Annotated in this window: 18 protein-coding genes and 1 pseudogene; 4 read left to right on the plus strand and 15 right to left on the minus strand. The window is 63.8% G+C overall.

Translation table 11 applies throughout. The features are described 5' to 3' along the window. Positions 1-9 precede the first annotated feature (9 nt). From NP945_RS02845 to NP945_RS02915, 15 genes and pseudogenes are all read right to left on the minus strand, one after another. Positions 10-996, minus strand: a complete 987-nt coding sequence (locus NP945_RS02845) for a flagellin (RefSeq protein WP_256745514.1) — start codon at positions 994-996, stop codon at positions 10-12. 198 nt (positions 997-1,194) lie between these two features. Continuing rightward, a complete protein-coding gene (gene fliP, locus NP945_RS02850) occupies positions 1,195-1,926 on the minus strand; it encodes a flagellar type III secretion system pore protein FliP (RefSeq protein WP_127271437.1) in 732 nt (243 codons plus the stop codon). After that, on the minus strand, positions 1,923-2,417 hold the full coding sequence (locus NP945_RS02855) for a flagellar basal body-associated FliL family protein (protein WP_256745515.1): 495 nt from the start codon (positions 2,415-2,417) through the stop codon (positions 1,923-1,925). Before NP945_RS02855 ends, fliP begins: the two co-directional genes overlap by 4 nt. 17 nt (positions 2,418-2,434) lie before the next feature. Continuing rightward, positions 2,435-3,142: a flagellar basal body L-ring protein FlgH gene (flgH, locus tag NP945_RS02860; RefSeq protein WP_127290408.1), complete on the minus strand. Its 708-nt coding sequence runs from the start codon at positions 3,140-3,142 to the stop codon at positions 2,435-2,437. Beyond that, a complete protein-coding gene (locus NP945_RS02865; protein WP_027038251.1) occupies positions 3,139-3,723 on the minus strand; it encodes a MotE family protein in 585 nt (194 codons plus the stop codon). Before NP945_RS02865 ends, flgH begins: the two co-directional genes overlap by 4 nt. A gap of 9 nt (positions 3,724-3,732) precedes the next feature. Then, positions 3,733-4,974, minus strand: coding sequence for a flagellar basal body P-ring protein FlgI (locus NP945_RS02870; RefSeq protein WP_256745516.1), 1,242 nt, complete (start codon positions 4,972-4,974; stop codon positions 3,733-3,735). Beyond that, positions 4,971-5,498, minus strand: a complete 528-nt coding sequence (gene flgA / locus NP945_RS02875) for a flagellar basal body P-ring formation chaperone FlgA (RefSeq protein ID WP_256745517.1) — start codon at positions 5,496-5,498, stop codon at positions 4,971-4,973. The genes NP945_RS02870 and flgA overlap by 4 nt, the downstream gene beginning before the upstream one ends. Before the next feature lie 3 nt (positions 5,499-5,501). Next, positions 5,502-6,290 carry a flagellar basal-body rod protein FlgG gene (flgG, locus tag NP945_RS02880; protein WP_128289760.1) on the minus strand — a complete coding sequence of 263 codons (789 nt, stop codon included), beginning with the start codon at positions 6,288-6,290 and terminating at the stop codon, positions 5,502-5,504. A gap of 11 nt (positions 6,291-6,301) precedes the next feature. Beyond that, positions 6,302-6,628: a flagellar hook-basal body complex protein FliE gene (locus NP945_RS02885; protein WP_127809424.1), complete on the minus strand. Its 327-nt coding sequence runs from the start codon at positions 6,626-6,628 to the stop codon at positions 6,302-6,304. Further along, a pseudogene (gene flgC / locus NP945_RS02890) lies at positions 6,628-7,044 on the minus strand (flagellar basal body rod protein FlgC). Before flgC ends, NP945_RS02885 begins: the two are co-directional and overlap by 1 nt. A gap of 2 nt (positions 7,045-7,046) precedes the next feature. Then, entirely contained in the window at positions 7,047-7,427 is a 381-nt protein-coding gene (gene flgB, locus NP945_RS02895; RefSeq protein ID WP_027038255.1) for a flagellar basal body rod protein FlgB, read from the minus strand. A gap of 79 nt (positions 7,428-7,506) precedes the next feature. Beyond that, positions 7,507-8,346, minus strand: coding sequence for a hypothetical protein (locus NP945_RS02900; protein WP_127268378.1), 840 nt, complete (start codon positions 8,344-8,346; stop codon positions 7,507-7,509). Further along, positions 8,333-9,736 (minus strand): flagellar protein export ATPase FliI, encoded by a 1,404-nt coding sequence (fliI, locus tag NP945_RS02905; RefSeq protein WP_256745518.1) that lies wholly within the window; start codon positions 9,734-9,736, stop codon positions 8,333-8,335. The genes NP945_RS02900 and fliI overlap by 14 nt, the downstream gene beginning before the upstream one ends. Positions 9,737-9,739: 3 nt before the next feature. Further along, positions 9,740-10,462, minus strand: a complete 723-nt coding sequence (gene flgF, locus NP945_RS02910) for a flagellar basal-body rod protein FlgF (RefSeq protein ID WP_127269591.1) — start codon at positions 10,460-10,462, stop codon at positions 9,740-9,742. Positions 10,463-10,469: 7 nt separating this feature from the next. Then, on the minus strand, positions 10,470-11,591 hold the full coding sequence (locus tag NP945_RS02915) for a DUF1217 domain-containing protein (protein WP_256745519.1): 1,122 nt from the start codon (positions 11,589-11,591) through the stop codon (positions 10,470-10,472). Positions 11,592-11,737: 146 nt separating this feature from the next. On the opposite strand from NP945_RS02915, the gene motA reads away from it, so the two are divergent. From motA to NP945_RS02935, 4 genes are read left to right on the plus strand one after another with little or no spacing between them, the layout of a single operon-like run. After that, positions 11,738-12,613, plus strand: coding sequence for a flagellar motor stator protein MotA (gene motA / locus NP945_RS02920; protein WP_127326683.1), 876 nt, complete (start codon positions 11,738-11,740; stop codon positions 12,611-12,613). 32 nt (positions 12,614-12,645) lie between these two features. Beyond that, a complete protein-coding gene (locus NP945_RS02925; RefSeq protein WP_127269588.1) occupies positions 12,646-13,593 on the plus strand; it encodes a FliM/FliN family flagellar motor switch protein in 948 nt (315 codons plus the stop codon). Between the two features lie 16 nt (positions 13,594-13,609). Then, positions 13,610-13,996, plus strand: coding sequence for a flagellar motor switch protein FliN (gene fliN, locus NP945_RS02930; protein ID WP_023809994.1), 387 nt, complete (start codon positions 13,610-13,612; stop codon positions 13,994-13,996). A gap of 43 nt (positions 13,997-14,039) precedes the next feature. Further along, positions 14,040-15,050, plus strand: coding sequence for a flagellar motor switch protein FliG (locus NP945_RS02935; RefSeq protein WP_256745520.1), 1,011 nt, complete (start codon positions 14,040-14,042; stop codon positions 15,048-15,050). Position 15,051: the final 1 nt, after the last annotated feature.

Raw genomic sequence — 15,051 nt, forward strand, 5'->3', positions numbered from 1 at the left:
CGGATGCGATTAGCCGCGGAAGAGCGACAGGATCGACTGCGACGAACCGTTGGCGATCGACAGCGCCTGGATGCCGAGCTGCTGCTGGACCTGCAGGGCCTGGAGGCGGGTCGATTCCTTGTTCATGTCGGCATCGACGAGCTGGCCGACACCGCGATCGATGGAGTCCATCAGGTTCGAGGTGAAGGTCTTCTGCAGGTCGATACTGCTCTTGGCGGCGCCGAGCGTGGTGGCGGCGTTGGTCATGGCCTTGAGCGCGGCATCGACGACGTTCATCTGCTGCGCGATCTGGCTATCGCTGGCGGCCGTGCCACCCGAGAAGATAGTCAGCGAGGCAACCGAATAGGTGTCGGTAACCGCTGCGGCAGCGCCCAACGTCGGTGCCGAGGCCGTGGCAACAGCAGCGCCCGTGGTGCCGAGGCGGGCCGTGTCGAGAATACCCTTGGCGGTTGGTGCCGCGCCGGCATCGTACAGCTTGATGCTTTCCACATTGACATCGATCGTCGAGATCGAAGCCGCGCCGGTCGCGTCGCGGTTGAAGGCCGAAACAATCTTCACGTCGGCCGCGGTGCCTGTCGCAGTGGACACCGAAAGCATGTTGGTGCCGGAGAAGGTGGCGCCATCGGCGTAGGCCCTCAACTGGTTCTGAAGGGCGGCGATTTCGACCTGGGTCTTTTCTTTGGAGGCGTCCGTCTGGCCGTAGGACGCGACCAGCTTGGTCTTGATCTGGTTGATCGTATCGATCGCGCTACTCATGCCGGTATAGGCTGTGTCGACCTTAGAGGCGCCGAGGCCGAGAGCGTCCGAAACGGTGGACATTGCCTGGTTGTCGGAGCGCATCGTGGTGGCGATCGACCAGTAAGCGGCGTTGTCCGAAGCCTGCGAGACCTTGTAGCCGGTCGAGATGCGGGCCTGGGTGTCGGTGAGGGATTTGCTGGTGGCGTTGAGGCTCTGCAGGGCCGTCAATGCGGCGCTGTTCGTCATGATGCTGGACATGGTACTCGGACCTTGATTTTACAGGTATTTTTTACATACCGGCTCTACCGGTATGACGGTGCGGCATCATGCCCATGATCTCTCAAAATCGATCACCCGCCATCTGCGAGCGAATATGCGGGCAAGTCCCTACCAAAGGGCTAAACCGGACGGTTAATCGAAAATATATTGCTGGGATTTCGAGCCGGCGCGGCAGGGTCAGTTGAAGGAGCGCACCAGGCTGCCGACAAGCAGGTTCCAGCCGTCGATCAGGACGAAGAACAGGATCTTGAACGGCAGCGACACCACTGTCGGCGGCAGCATCATCATGCCCATCGCCATGGTGATGGTGGCGACGATCAGGTCGATGACCAGGAATGGCAGCACGATCAGGAAGCCGATCTCGAAACCGCGCCGGATCTCCGAGATCATGAAGGCCGGCACCAGGATGCGCAGGTCGACGGTGTCACGCGAAACGGTCTGTCCGCGCTCGCGGGCAAGGTCGGCGAAGAGGTCGAAATCCTTGTCACGCACATTGTGCAGCATGAAGGTGCGGAACGGGTCCGAAATCTTGTCGAAGGCTTCGGTCTGGGTGATCTGGTTGTCCATCAGCGGCTTGACGCCGGTGTTCCAGGCCTGATCGAAGGTCGGCGCCATGACATAGAAGGTCATGAACAGCGACAGCGAAATCAGGATGAGGTTTGCCGGTGTCGACTGCAGGCCGATTCCGGCGCGCAGGATCGAGAAGGCGATGACGAAACGGGTGAAGCTGGTCACCATGATCAGCAGGCCTGGCGCCACCGACAGAACGGTCAGCAGGCCGAACATCTGGATGATGTAGCCTACGGTGGTGCCGTCGGCCTTGCCGATGCCGCCGAGATCGAGTTGCTGCGCCGTCGCGACGGACGTTGCGGCCGCGATCATCGCCGTGGCGAGAAGGAACTTTCTCATTCGAGCAGCAATGTCCTGATAAGAATCTGCTTGGCGTGACCCTGGCTGCGGATCGAGGCGCGTTCCTCAAGATCGGCCTTCAGGTGCTGGTAGCCGCTGGCGCCCTCGATCTGATGCATCTTCAAGGTGCGCACCAGGGCCAGAAGATCCTGGTGGATGTCATCCGACATTGCCTGTGGCTGCGGCCCGTCATAGACGACGGACACCTCCATTCTGATCCAGGTATCGGCAGGCGAGGCGATGTTGGTGGTGATCGGCGCCAGCACGACAAGCATCGGGCCCAGGCCTGGCTGCTCGGCCGCGGTGGGCTGCATGATCTTGCCTTCGTTCTCAGGCGCGACCGGTACCGACGCCGGTGCGCCGACGCCTTTGAGATAACCGCCGGACATCCAGCCCATGCCGATGGCGGCCGCCGTCACAACCAGCAGCATGCCGGCCTGGATGGCAGGGGAGGGACCCTTGCGCTGTTGGACCTGTTCGATATTTGCCACGGCGCCCTGCCCCGATCCTAGAACGGAAGAACCTGGTCGAGAATCTGCTGGCCGTAGGCAGGCTGCTGGACCTCGGTGATGCGACCGCGTCCGCCGTAGGAGATGCGGGCCTCGGCGATACGTTCGTAGGGGATGGTGTTTTCGGCGCCGATATCGGCCGGCCGCACGATGCCGGCGAGCGTCAGCACCCTGAGCTCGGCGTTGACGCGCACTTCCTGCGATCCGGTGATCATCAGATTGCCGTTGGGCAGCACATCGGTGACGATCGCCGCGACATTGAGCTCAAGTGTCTCCGAGCGCTTGATCTCGCCGTCGGCAGTCGTGTCCGTGGTGGAGCTGAGAGCCCCAGCGCCCTTGCCGGCGGTGCTCCACTTGTCCCACTGCGCGCTGAGGTCGTAACCGAGCTTGCGATTGGCGGTGCGGCTCCTGTCGTTCTGGTTCTTGAAGTTGGCCCGATCGTTGATCTTGATCTTGACCGTCAGGATGTCGCCCTGGGACAGCGCCCGCGGGTCGGTGAACAGCCGGCTCTGGCGGTCGTCCCACAACGAGAATTTCTTGACCGGCGCGGGCGGCGTTTGCGGGTAGCGATAGAGGGAGCCGGTACTGCCGCCATCGATGCCGGAGCCGACCGGGGACAGAGCCGGCTCCCTGCCGACCTCCTTGAGGTTGGTTCCGCAACCCGACAGCACGGTGACCGCGCACAGGACAAGCATTTTCCGGATCATGACGGATCTACCCTTCGGGCTGCGCTGGCCATAATGCCGGTGAGCGTCGCCGCCGCCTTCTGGTCCATTTCGTTGAGGATGACGCTCGCCTTGCGTGAATCGAGCTTCATCAATATGGCCGCAGCCAGATCGGCATTGACGATGGCCAGCCGCTCGGCGGCGGCGTCGGGCTTCATGCCGGCGTAGATCTGGACGACGCCGTCCTCTGCCCGGGCCAGGAAAACCTCGCGTCGCTTCAGCCAGGTCTCGTATTCAGCTTTCTTTGCATCGAGAGCTTTCATGCGCTCGTCAATGCCGGCCTGGAGCTGCTTCAGTTCCTCCGCCTGCAGGACATAGCGGCGGTCGCGGGCGGCGTCGGCGATGTTTGAGCAGAAGCGCTCGATCTCGCTTTGGTCCGGCGCCTTTTCCCGCGTCAATTGCTGCGGCGCCGCTGCCACCGGTGCTCCCGGCAGGACCTGACGGACCGTCTCCTCGCCGCGTGCGGTGTCGCCGGCAAAGGGCAGAGCCGCGAGAATAGCGGTCGCGAGCAGGATCGCGGCTTTGCGGTGTCTGCCGTCATGGCGTGGGAAGGAGCGCGTCATCGGCATCGCCTATTGCAGAACCAGGTCGGCCTGCAGAGCCCCGGCCGACTTGATGCCCTGCAGGATGGCGATGATGCCATCCGGCTTGACGCCGAGGCGGTTGAGGCCGGAAACGAGGGTCTGGAGATCGGGTCCGTCAAGCACGGCAACGCGGGCGTCGGGCCGGCTGGCGTCGATGGCGGTGAACGGTTCGACGGCGGTCTCGCCCTTGGAGAAGGGCTCGGGCTGGACGACGCGCGGCGCTTCGGTGATGCGTACGGTGAGCGTGCCGTGGCTGATGGCGACCCGCGAGATCTTGACATCATTGCCGATGACGATGGTGCCGGTGCGCTCGTCGATGACGACACGGGCCGGCGTGTCGGATTCGACCACCAAATTCTCGATCTCGGCATAGAAGCGGGCCGCCGAGACACCCTTCGGCCTTCTGATCTGCACGGTGCGCGAATCGCGCTCGGCCGCCACCCGCATGCCGAAGCGCTGGCCGGTGTAGTCGTTGATGGCGTCCGCTATGCGGATAGCGGTCGAGAAATCGGGATTGCGCAGTTGCAGCGTCAGGATCGCCTGATCGTCGAACTCGGCCTGGACAGCACGCTCGACGATGGCGCCGTTCGGCACGCGGCCGGAGGTCGGCACGCCTTGCGTCAGCTGCTCGGCCTGTCCCTGGGCGGTAAAGCCGGACACGATGACCGAGCCCTGGCCGACGGCATAGATCTCGCCGTCCGCCGCCTTCAGCGGGGTCATGATCAGCGTGCCGCCGGAAAGCGAGGTCGCGTCGCCCATCGAGGAGACGTCGATGTCGATGCGGGCGCCCGATTGCACGTAGGGCGGCATGTTGGCGGTGACGATGACGGCGGCGACATTCTTGGCACGCGCACTGCCGCCTTCGGTGGCGATGCCGAGATTTTCGAGCATCGCGCGGATCGACTGTTCGGTGAATGGCGAGTTGCGCAGGCTGTCGCCCGATCCGGCAAGGCCGATGACCAGGCCGTAGCCGACGAGCTGATTGTCGCGCGAACTCTGCAGCTGGGCGATGTCCTTGATGCGCGCGGCGACCTGGCCCGGCGGCAGCGAACTTGGCCCCGTCGACACCCGGAACATGCGGCTGGTGGTGGCCGGATCATATTCGGGATCGCTGTAGACGCCGCCATTCTTGGCGGCGAGCTCGCGCTTGGCCTTCGACGTCAGGCCATCGGCCAGCGCCGGCTGCAGGCCAAGCACGGCTGCCAGTATCAGGGTAAGCCCGCGCATCATGAAGCGCTGACCTGGATGGTTCCGTCCGCCATCACCGTGCCGGACAGGATTTTGCCGCTGTCGATGTTGCGAACCTTGACGAGGTCGCCCGCAGCTCCCGGCTGCAGCGTCACGGCGGTGGCCGAGATCGTCAGCCCGCCGGCGATGAAGAAGATCTGCACGGAAGCACCCTGTTCGACCAGCCAGGCCTCGCGGATGGCGGTGGAAGGAATGTAGCGGCCGGGCAGCAGCGTGCGCTTGGCGACCTTGCCATCCAGTTCTTCGGCTCGCGTGGCGACCGCCTCCGGCTTGTGCTTGCCGACGATAAGGGTGACCTGTTTCAGGGCAGCCAGGTTGATGGTCTCGCCGGGATAGATTACCCGGCTCGGAATAAGCACCACCTCGCCGCCAGCTTGATTGCTGGCGATCCGGGTGGCCGATTGGTTGGTCGACTCCTGGGCAAAAGCCGGCATCGTGCCGGTCACCAGCGCAAGGACGAGCGCGGTGCGGCGGAATGCGGACAGGAGGCCGGGCGTCGACATCATGCGTTACCTGATGTTCTTGGAGACCACGGAGGCCATGTCGTCGGCGGCCTGGATGACCTTGGAGTTCATCTCATAAGCGCGCTGCGCCGAGATCAGCTCGGTGATTTCCTTGACCGGGTCGACGTTGGAGGCTTCGAGATAGCCCTGCTGGATGGTGGCAAAGCCGGGATCGCCAGGCACGCCGACATTCGCCGGCCCCGAAGCCGTGGTTTCCTGGAACAGATTGTCGCCGAGCGGCGCCAGGCCGGCCTCGTTGGCGAAATTGGCGATCTGAAGCTGACCGAGGTTCTGCAGGTCGGTCTGGCCGTCGATGCGGGCGAAGACCTGGCCGGTCTTGTTGACGATGACCTCGACGGCATCCACGGGAACATTGATTGCCGGAATGACGGCAGCGCCGTCGACCGTCACGAGTTGGCCGGTGGCGTTGGTGTTGAAAGCTCCGGCGCGGCTGTAGAGCGTGCCGCCGTCGGCACCCTCGATCTGAAACCAGCCCCTGCCGGTCAGCGCCAGGTCGAAACTGTTGCCGGTGCTGGTCAGTTCGCCCTGGGTGTGCACGTTGCGCACGGCCGTCGTCTTGACGCCGAGGCCGATCGAGACGCCCTCCGGCACCAGCGAGGCGTTGGAGCGGTTGGGCACGCCTTGCGTGCGGTCGACCTGATAGAGCAGGTCGGAGAATTCGGCGCGGGCGCGCTTGTAGCCGGTGGTGTTGATGTTGGCGATGTTGTTGGCGATGACTTCCAGATTTGTCTGCTGGGCATTCATGCCGGTGGCGGCGATGGCGAGTGCTTTCATGGCGGAATTCCTCAGATGCCCATTCGGCTGACTTCGAGATAGGCGGAAACCACCTTGTCGCGTATGGCGACGGCGGTCTGAAGCGCCTGCTGCGCGCTCATCACGGCGTCGACCACCTGACGGGTGTCGGCGTCGCCCTTGAGCGCCTGCAACGATACCTGCTCGGCATTCTGCAGCGTGTTCACGGTCTTGGAGGCTGCCTGGCTCAGCGCCTCGGCAAAGGAGGTGCCGACATTGCCGCCGGCCGAGGGTGTCGCGCCGCCCTGGAGCAGGCTTGTGGCCGCGTCGTCGCCGCCGATCGACGGCTTGAACTGAAGCGCTCCGATACCGCTGATCATTACTGGTTCCTCATCAGGTCGATGGTCATGGAAATCAGGTCGCGGGCCTGCTTGACCACCTGAAGGTTGGCCTCGTAGGAGCGATTGGCCTCGGTCATGTCGGCCATTTCGATCAGCACGTTGACGTTGGGCATCTTGACGTAGCCCTTCTCGTCGGCGGCCTCGTTGCCGGGCTGGAACTCGACTGGAAAGTCACTGGGATCTCGATCGATCGAGTTCACTGCAACCGTTGAACTGCCGGAGGCCCGGTCAAGCTCAGAGACGAAGCTGATGGTCTTGCGGCGATAAGGATCGGAGCCGGGCGCGGTGCCGGTCTACTGGGCGTTGGCGAGGTTTTCGGAAACCACGCGCAGGCGCTCCGACTGGGCGCCGAGGCCGGATGCTGCGACTTTGAGGGCTGCGGTCAGTGCGTCCATGGTCAGCTCTTCACCGCCATCATCATCATCGTATGAAACGCCTTGACGATCGCTGTGTTGAGCTCGAAGGAGCGGCGCACCTCGCCGGCTTTCAGCAACTGGTCTTCCAGAACGACCGAGTTCTTGGACGGCATGACGACGCCGTCATTCTCCTGCGGCTTGATGGTGAAGCCGGCATTGGTCGCTGCGTTGCCGAGATGGCCGGCCTGGGTCGCCTGCAGCGATACGGCAGCGCGGTCGAGCACCTTTTCGAATGGCTCGACATCGTTTGCCGTATAGCCTGGCGTGTTGGCATTGGCGATGTTGCCGGCGACTGCCGACTGGCGCACGGCCAGCCATTGCGCTTGCTTGGCGGCGAGGTCGAAAAGGGAAACGGGCTCCATGGGAATCTCCGAGCAGGTACCCAGAGACTAGGCCGCCAGTCTTGCGCGGGCCTTGCGGATGGCGGGAGCCGGAGATCGTTTATCTGGAGAGTTCGATCACCCGGTCGGCACTGGTGACCATGACCCATTTGCCGTTGCGCTGCTCGATGGAGGACACCTGACTGGAGTCAGGCAGTATCGAGCCGCGCTGGACGATCCAGAGGCCAGCGTCGTCCTGGATCATGGCACGGCCGTTAGCGACATGAACCATGCGGAATTTCGCCGCGTCGGCCGGAAACGGTTGCTCGTCGGGTGCGGCTGCGGGATTGGCGTCGTCCCGCACCGTCCCCGTGGCAAGAAGATCGAGATTGGCCGCGGGAATATCCTTTGCCGTCAGCGGCGCGCTGCGTTGCGCGACCACGCCGCCGCCCGCTCGCCCGGAATTGGAGCCGGTGCCGCCGAACTTCATCGCCTGGACGCCAAACTGGTCCTGGTTGAAGAAGATGTACCAGGGAAACAGGGCGCAGATCAGGCCGAGCGTGATGCCGAGCGCGGCTATGACGAAATCGCTGCGTCGGTCGGACTTCTTCTTCAGTCGGGGAAACGGTGCCTTTGGCGGCTGCGGCCATTCGGTGCGCGGGAACAGCCCGTCGATCAGCGAGTCGCGGCTGGCCTGCGTCATCTCGGCAGCCACCGCCTGGGGAGCCCGGGGCAGAGCGGGTTCGACGGGCCTGGCCAGATCAGGATCGGCTTTGCCAGCTCGTGGCAGGATTGGCTTGACGGCTCTGGCCAGAACGGCCTCGGCTTTGGCTGCGATGTCACGGGCGGCCTTTGCCTTGGCGGTTCTCGCTTCGTCAGCCTCGGCTTGCTCCACGGCGTTGGCCTCGGCGATCATGTCGCGCAGGATGCGCTCGGTATATTCGCGTTCAGTCTCCGGCATCGGCGTTCAGCTTGCTCTTGAGGTGGCGGGCGAGATCGGAGAACGGGTCGGTCGACGGGCGATCCTTCGGCGCTTGCGTCAGCGCCTCATAGATCAGCGGCACCTGGCGCACGGCGATGTCCAGTTCGGCATCGGCGCCCCCCTGATAGGCCCCAAGCAACCGGATATCGCGCGTGTCCTCGAAGCGCGAGATCATCGACTTCAGCCTTGTCACCAGCGCGCGCTGTTCTACGCTCCAGGCCTTTCCGGCCAACCGCGATATGGACGACAGCGGGTTGACGGGGGGATAGCGACCCTGTTCGGCGATCGTGCGGTCGAGCACGACATGGCCGTCGAGGATGCCGCGCACGGAATCGGCGACCGGATCGTTGTGATCGTCGCCGTCGACCAGCACGGAAATGATGGCGGTGATGGATCCTTTGCCTTCCCCGCCCGGCCCGGCGCGTTCGAGCAGCTTGGGCAGTTCGGTGAACACCGAGGCCGGATAACCGCGCGCGACCGGCGGCTCGCCGGTCCCCGTCGCCACCTCACGCAGGGCGTGGGCGAAGCGGGTGATCGAATCCAGCACCAGCAAAACGCGATGCCCCTGGTCGCGAAAATGCTCGGCGACGCGCATGGCGGTGTCCGGCGCACGCCGGCGCATCATGGCGCTTTCGTCGCTGGTGGCGACGACGGCGACGGTCTTGGCCATGCTGTCGCCGATCGTGTCCTCGAGGAATTCACGGACTTCGCGGCCGCGTTCGCCGATGAGCGCCACCACGACGGTATCGAATGCGTCGGCGCCGGCGAGCATGGCGAGCAGCGTCGACTTGCCGACGCCGGAGCCGGCAAAGATGCCGAGGCGCTGGCCGAAGCAGAGCGGCGTGAAGATGTCGATGATCTTGACGCCGGTCATGAAGGCAGTGCCGACGCGTTGCCGCGCCATGGCTCCCGGCGTCGTCTGGGCGCCGCGCGATGTGTCGTCTCCCCGGGCGAGCGGCGGGCCGCCATCGATCGTCCTGGTGAGTGCGTCGATGGTGCGGCCGCGCCACGAGGCATGCGGCGCCACCACGAGCGGACCTCGGCGGAAAACGGCATCACCGATGCCGGAATCGGCGCTGCGTTCGAAGGGTGCCACGACGGCCTCGTCGCGGCCGATCTTGACGATCTCGCCGCGCCGCGCACCAGCATCGCCGCGCTGCTCGACGATGTCGCCCAGCCTGGCGAAACCGGAAAGGCCGTGCACCTTGTAGTGCGTGGGCGTGACTTCGATGACGCGGCCGCCGCGCTTGAGCAGCGCCTCGGCGTCGGCAAAACGCCGCCAGACCCGTTCCAGCGCGGCAAGCCGGTCTTCCGGCGCCGGCTGGAGTTGTCTTTCGGGTGCGCGCAGGGATGGCTGGTCGAGCGACATGGATTATTTCGAGCCGAGCGTCTTGATCGCCTCGTCGGTGGAGGAGTCGGTCTGCCGCATCAGGGCGGCGGTGTTCTCGAAGGCGCGCTGGACCATGATCAGCCGGGTGATCTCCAGCACCGGATTGACATTGGACTCTTCGAGAAAACCCTGGGCGACGCCGACATCGGAGCGGTCGGTGACAGGCTCCGGGGTGCGTGCCGGAACGATGCCGGAATTGCCGTAGCGGACGAAGTTCGGGCCTGGGTCGAAATTGTAGAGACCGATCGAGCCGACAAGCTGATCGTTCTGGCGCAACGAACCATCGGCCCCGGCCTTGGGTGGGCCGTTGCGGGGATCAAGCTGGATCGGCGAGCCGCCGGCATCGAGCACCGGGTGGCCCTCGATCGACATCAGCTCGCCGTTCTCGTTCATCGAAAAGCGGCCGTCGCGGGTCATGACGGTGCCGACCGGCGTCTCTATGGCAAACCAGGCATCGCCCTGGATGGCGAAATCGAAGGGATTTCCGGTCTCGCTCAAGGCGCCGTGGGCGCCGGAAAGGTAGGTCTTGCCCGGGGAGGCGAAGGATACCGATTTCTGCCCGGTGCCGGAGACGACGTCCTCGAACTTCACGCCGGTAGCGCGAAAGCCGATCGTCGAGGCGTTGGCGACGTTGTCGGCGATGGTGTCGAGGCGCCGCTCGAGCGCGATCTGCGACGAAAGGGCGACGTACAGGCTGTCCCGCATGATGGCCTCAGAACCTCAATTTCTGCACGGCCATCATCAGGTCGGTGGAGATGCCGACGGTGAGTGGCTGGGCAAAAAGCACGCTGACCGAGGTGACGGCCGATGAAGTCGGGTGGTTGATCTCGTACATGCTGGTGAAGCGCGTCAGGAACTTGCCGAGTTTCTCGGGGTCGGAGAAATCCGAGATGTCGAGTTTTTGCTCGAACAGCTGCGCCTGCTTGTCGACGTCGGCGGTGGCGAAGGAATCGGGCAGGCCGAGCACGGTGCGCACGACACTGGCAAGCGCGGTGTCGGCCAGCACGTCATACCAGCTGGTGATGGTTGGGGCCTTGCGATCGAAGTAAAGCGCCAGCCGCACGCCCTGGTTGGCCTGACCGGCATCCTCTTCGAGGGCCTGGCGCATGTATTTGTCGACGGTCGGCTGCTGCGCCGGATTGATGGTGGTGGTGTTTTCGCCATAGGCTTCGAAGTTGAAGGCGGAGGCAAGCGCGGCATAGGTCTTGTCCGTCATCTTGTTGGCGACGCTGTCGGGATCGCGGACGCCGCCCTGCAGAACCCGCTTGATGAGATCCTTGTCCTCCGTCGCGGAATCGAGACCGAATGACGCCAGCGCGTATGTGTAGAGCCGGTTGTTCGACATCAGATCGTCGATCGACTTCACCTTGGTGATGTTGGCGAGATAGTATGTCGTCTCGCCCTTCACATAGGCCGAATTGGGATCGAGGCCGGCGATCTGGGCCTGGATGGCATAGTTCTTGGTCACCAACTGCTGTGTCTTGTTGTAGATGGTCGCATCGGCGCCGTTGGCGGCGAAGTTGAAGGCGCTGACGAATTCGGCGTAGCGCTTGTCGGTCAGCTTGTTGGCGAAGCTGTCGGGATCGGAGACGCCTTCCTTGAGTGCCTTGACCATGAAGGCCTTGGCGTAGTCCATGTCCTCCAGCCCGTAGGCCTTCATGGCATACTTGAACAAACGGTCGTTTTTGACGAAATCGTCGATCGATTTCACCTTGGTGATATTCGCGAGATAATATTTGGTGTCGCGATCAACCACGGGCTGCTGCTCGATCCTGTCGATCGATTTTGAAATGTCCTTGGTGATGAGCTGGTAGCTGGTAAAGGTGTTGAGCAAAGACGTGCCTCCGGCCGAAGCTATGCCGGCACAATACCCCTACTTCCTTGCGCGAAACTGAATCGCTTCCAAGCCCTCGATTCAAGCCTCACACAAGGCACGGGGACTATCCCTAGCTCCTGATGTGAAATGCGGAAGGACCTGTCGTGGGCATTCTGATTGGACTGGTGGTAACGCTCGGCTGCGTCCTTGGCGGCTTCATGGCCATGGGCGGCCATCTTCACGTGCTGATCCAGCCATGGGAGGTCGTGATCATCTGTGGTGCGGCTTTTGGCACCTTCCTCGTTGCCAATCCGATGAAGACGGTCAAGGACACCGGCAAGGCCATTCTCGAAGCCTTCAAGCAGGCGGTGCCGAAGGAACAGGACTATCTCGAGACGCTCGGCGTGCTGCACTCGCTGATGCGCGAGCTGCGGTCGAAATCCCGCAGCGAGGTCGAGGCGCATATCGACAATCCAGAAGAGTCGGCGATTTTCCAGGCGTTCCCAACCGTGCTGCACAATCATGACCTGACGCATTTCATCTGCGACTACTGCCGTATCATCATCATCGGCAATGCCCGCTCGCACGAGATCGAGGCGCTGATGGACGAAGAGATCCAGACCATCAGGTCCGACAAGATGAAGGCCTATCACGCGATGGTGGCGGTGGGCGATGGCCTGCCGGCGCTCGGCATCGTCGCCGCCGTGCTCGGCGTGGTCAAGGCGATGGGCGCGCTCGACCAGTCGCCGGAAATCCTCGGCGGTCTGATCGGTGCCGCACTTGTCGGAACGTTCCTCGGCATCTTCCTGTCCTATTCGGTGGTCGGGCCTGTCGCCACCAAGATCAAGACGGTGCGCGAGAAGAAGAACCGCCTCTATATCATCGTCAAGCAGACGCTGCTGGCCTACATGAACGGCGCGCTGCCGCAGGTGGCGATCGAGTTCGGCCGTAAGACCATCTCGTCCTATGAACGGCCGACGATCGATGCCGTCGAGCAGAGCACGATGAATACCGGCACCGTCGAAAAGAAGGCCGCCTGAACGATGCGCGATAGATCGGTCCCAGCACTGTCATGACCAGTCCGGGCAGCCCAGCGGAAGCGCGTTCGCTGATCATCGAGCGTCTGGTCGGCGACAGCGGCGAGGCCGCGCAGGTCATCGACGCAGGCCGCGCCATGGCCGAACGCGCCGTACCGCTGTTGCAGAAAAGCCTGACCAGCGAGCTTGGCGTTCCGGTCGTCGTCGACCTCAAAGCGATCGAGGTCAGCCGCGTTCCCGAGGCGCGTTCGCGTGCCGGCGACACGTTTGCCATGACCGTGATCGGCTCGTCGGCGTCCTCCGATGCGATGACCCTGGTGATCGATGCTCCGGCGATCGCGATCATGGTCTGCACGCTGTTCGGCGGCGACCCGGATCTGCCGGCATCGCCGATCGAACGCGATCTGTCGCAGATCGAAATCGATGTTTCGACCATGGTGTTCCAGCAGGTCGCGCAGGCCCTCAACGGATCGGGAAAGCGCTCGCTCGACCTGCGCCTGCCCGCGCCGCGAGCAATGTCCGGCACCGAGGCGAAGCGGTATGTGCTGCGCGATGGCGCGGCAATCCGCATCGTGCTTGGCATCTCGACGCCGGCCGATAGTGGCACCGTCACGGTGACGATGCCGCAGCGCGTCGTGCTGGCCAGCCGCGACGGAGCCGTGCCTGTCAGCGACGACGATCACGGCCCCAGCTGGCGCGCCCGCTTTTCGGAAGAGGTGATGCGCTCCACCGTGGCGCTCGAGGCCACGATGCCGCTGGCGCGGCTGACGCTCGGCGATCTCGCCGGTTTCGAAATCGGCGACGTCATCGAATTCGAGGAGACGGCCCAGTCCCAGGCGCGTCTCAGCGCACGGGGCAAGACGCTGTTCGTATGCGAGTTCGGCAAACTGGGACAGAATTACACCGTCCGGATCAGGCATCCTTACGACGCCGGGCAGGACTTTATCGACGGGCTGATGCCGGCTGCCGCCGGACGCGCCTGAGCATTTGGAGACGATCATGGCCAAAACCAAGGCGGAAGCCGACCTCGACCAGCCGGACGAGCAACTCGATCGCGCCATCGAAGAGTTGCGCGGTGTCCTGCATGAAGAGGAGCAACGCCCCGATGCGGCCTTCAGGGCGGCCTCATCAGCCAATTCGAGCGTGATCATGAACATCCCCGTCGATGTCCAGATCATCCTCGGCAGCACCGAGATGCCGGTCTCCGATCTGATGGCGCTGCAAAAAGGATCGACCGTGGCGCTCAATCGCCGCATCGGCGAACCTGTCGACGTCGTGGTCAACGGCCGCAAGATCGCGCGCGGCGAGATCACCGTGCTGGAAAGCGATCCGTCGCGGTTCGGCATCAGGCTGACCGAAATCATCGCCGGCACGAAGGGCGCCTAGACATGGTTTGCGGGGCTTGCCGGTGGCAGCGGAGGCGAGTGGCATGACGACGCCGGTGACCTTGACCCGCGCGCAGAAGGCGGCCGCCATACTTGTGGCTATGGGCAAGCCGTCGGCCAGCCGCCTGCTGAAATTCTTCAAGCAGGAAGAACTGAAGGCGCTGATCGAGGGCGCCCGCCTGCTTCGGACGATTCCGCAAAGCGATCTTGAGCGCATCGTCGCCGAGTTCGAGGCCGAGTTCACCGAAGGGGCGGGATTGCTCGATTCCGCCGACAGGATGGACACCATCCTCAACGAATCGCTCTCGCCCGAAGAGATGAGCGCGATCATGGGCGACAAGAAATTCGAGGTCGCACCGGAAGGTCCGCCGCCGATCTGGCCCGAGCTCGAAAAGCTCGAACCGGCGCGGCTTGGCGCCTTCCTGGCCGGTGAGCATCCGCAGACGGCGGCCATGGTGTTGTCGAAGCTGGCGCCGCAGGTGGCGGCCAACGTGCTGCTGACACTGACCAAACCGATGCGTGGAGAAATCATCAAGCGCATGGTGACGATGGCCAATGTTCCCGACGCTGCCGCCAGGATCGTCGAAAACCGGCTGCGCACCAGCGTGCTGGCGGAAACCTTGACCAAGGACACCTCGGCTGGGCAGGCGCGTGTCGCCAGCGTTCTCAACGAACTCGACAAGCCGCTGCTCGAGGAGGTCATGCAGGATCTGGAAGCCGCCGGCACGCCCGATCTCGACGGTGTGAGGGCCCGGCTGTTTGCTTTCGACGACTTGCCGCTGCTCGCCCAGAAAGCGCGGGTGCTGCTGTTCGACGGGCTGTCGACGGAACTGGTCACGCTGGCCCTGCGCGGCACTTCGGCCGCACTCGCAGAATCGGTGCTGTCGGCCATCGGCGCCCGCTCGCGGCGCATGATCGAAGCCGAACTCGGACAGGGCTCGGACGGGGTCCCTCTCGCCGACATCACAGCGGCCCGCAAGACGATCGTTACGACGACGATCCGGCTGTCGCGCGAAGGCGCCTTCGAACTGCCCTCGACCCAAGACGCCGCCTAAG

The sequence above is a fragment of the Mesorhizobium sp. LMG17149 genome (assembly GCF_024518695.1).
Classification (GTDB): domain Bacteria; phylum Pseudomonadota; class Alphaproteobacteria; order Rhizobiales; family Rhizobiaceae; genus Mesorhizobium.

Bases quoted from the DNA above. Each gene is read 5' to 3' on its own strand.
- fliP (WP_127271437.1), bottom strand. From the start codon at position 1,926: ATGAGAAAGTTCCTTCTCGCCACGGCGATGATCGCGGCCGCAACGTCC.
- flgF (WP_127269591.1), bottom strand. From the start codon at position 10,462: ATGCGGGACAGCCTGTACGTCGCCCTTTCGTCGCAGATCGCGCTCGAG.
- flgH (WP_127290408.1), bottom strand. From the start codon at position 3,142: ATGATCCGGAAAATGCTTGTCCTGTGCGCGGTCACCGTGCTGTCGGGT.
- flgB (WP_027038255.1), bottom strand. From the start codon at position 7,427: ATGGAGCCCGTTTCCCTTTTCGACCTCGCCGCCAAGCAAGCGCAATGG.
- NP945_RS02845 (WP_256745514.1), bottom strand. From the start codon at position 996: ATGTCCAGCATCATGACGAACAGCGCCGCATTGACGGCCCTGCAGAGC.
- NP945_RS02870 (WP_256745516.1), bottom strand. From the start codon at position 4,974: ATGATGCGCGGGCTTACCCTGATACTGGCAGCCGTGCTTGGCCTGCAG.
- flgA (WP_256745517.1), bottom strand. From the start codon at position 5,498: ATGATGTCGACGCCCGGCCTCCTGTCCGCATTCCGCCGCACCGCGCTC.
- NP945_RS02935 (WP_256745520.1), top strand. From the start codon at position 14,040: ATGACGACGCCGGTGACCTTGACCCGCGCGCAGAAGGCGGCCGCCATA.
- NP945_RS02900 (WP_127268378.1), bottom strand. From the start codon at position 8,346: ATGCCGGAGACTGAACGCGAATATACCGAGCGCATCCTGCGCGACATG.
- fliN (WP_023809994.1), top strand. From the start codon at position 13,610: ATGGCCAAAACCAAGGCGGAAGCCGACCTCGACCAGCCGGACGAGCAA.
- flgG (WP_128289760.1), bottom strand. From the start codon at position 6,290: ATGAAAGCACTCGCCATCGCCGCCACCGGCATGAATGCCCAGCAGACA.
- NP945_RS02865 (WP_027038251.1), bottom strand. From the start codon at position 3,723: ATGACGCGCTCCTTCCCACGCCATGACGGCAGACACCGCAAAGCCGCG.
- fliI (WP_256745518.1), bottom strand. From the start codon at position 9,736: ATGTCGCTCGACCAGCCATCCCTGCGCGCACCCGAAAGACAACTCCAG.
- NP945_RS02885 (WP_127809424.1), bottom strand. From the start codon at position 6,628: ATGATCAGCGGTATCGGAGCGCTTCAGTTCAAGCCGTCGATCGGCGGC.
- NP945_RS02925 (WP_127269588.1), top strand. From the start codon at position 12,646: ATGACCAGTCCGGGCAGCCCAGCGGAAGCGCGTTCGCTGATCATCGAG.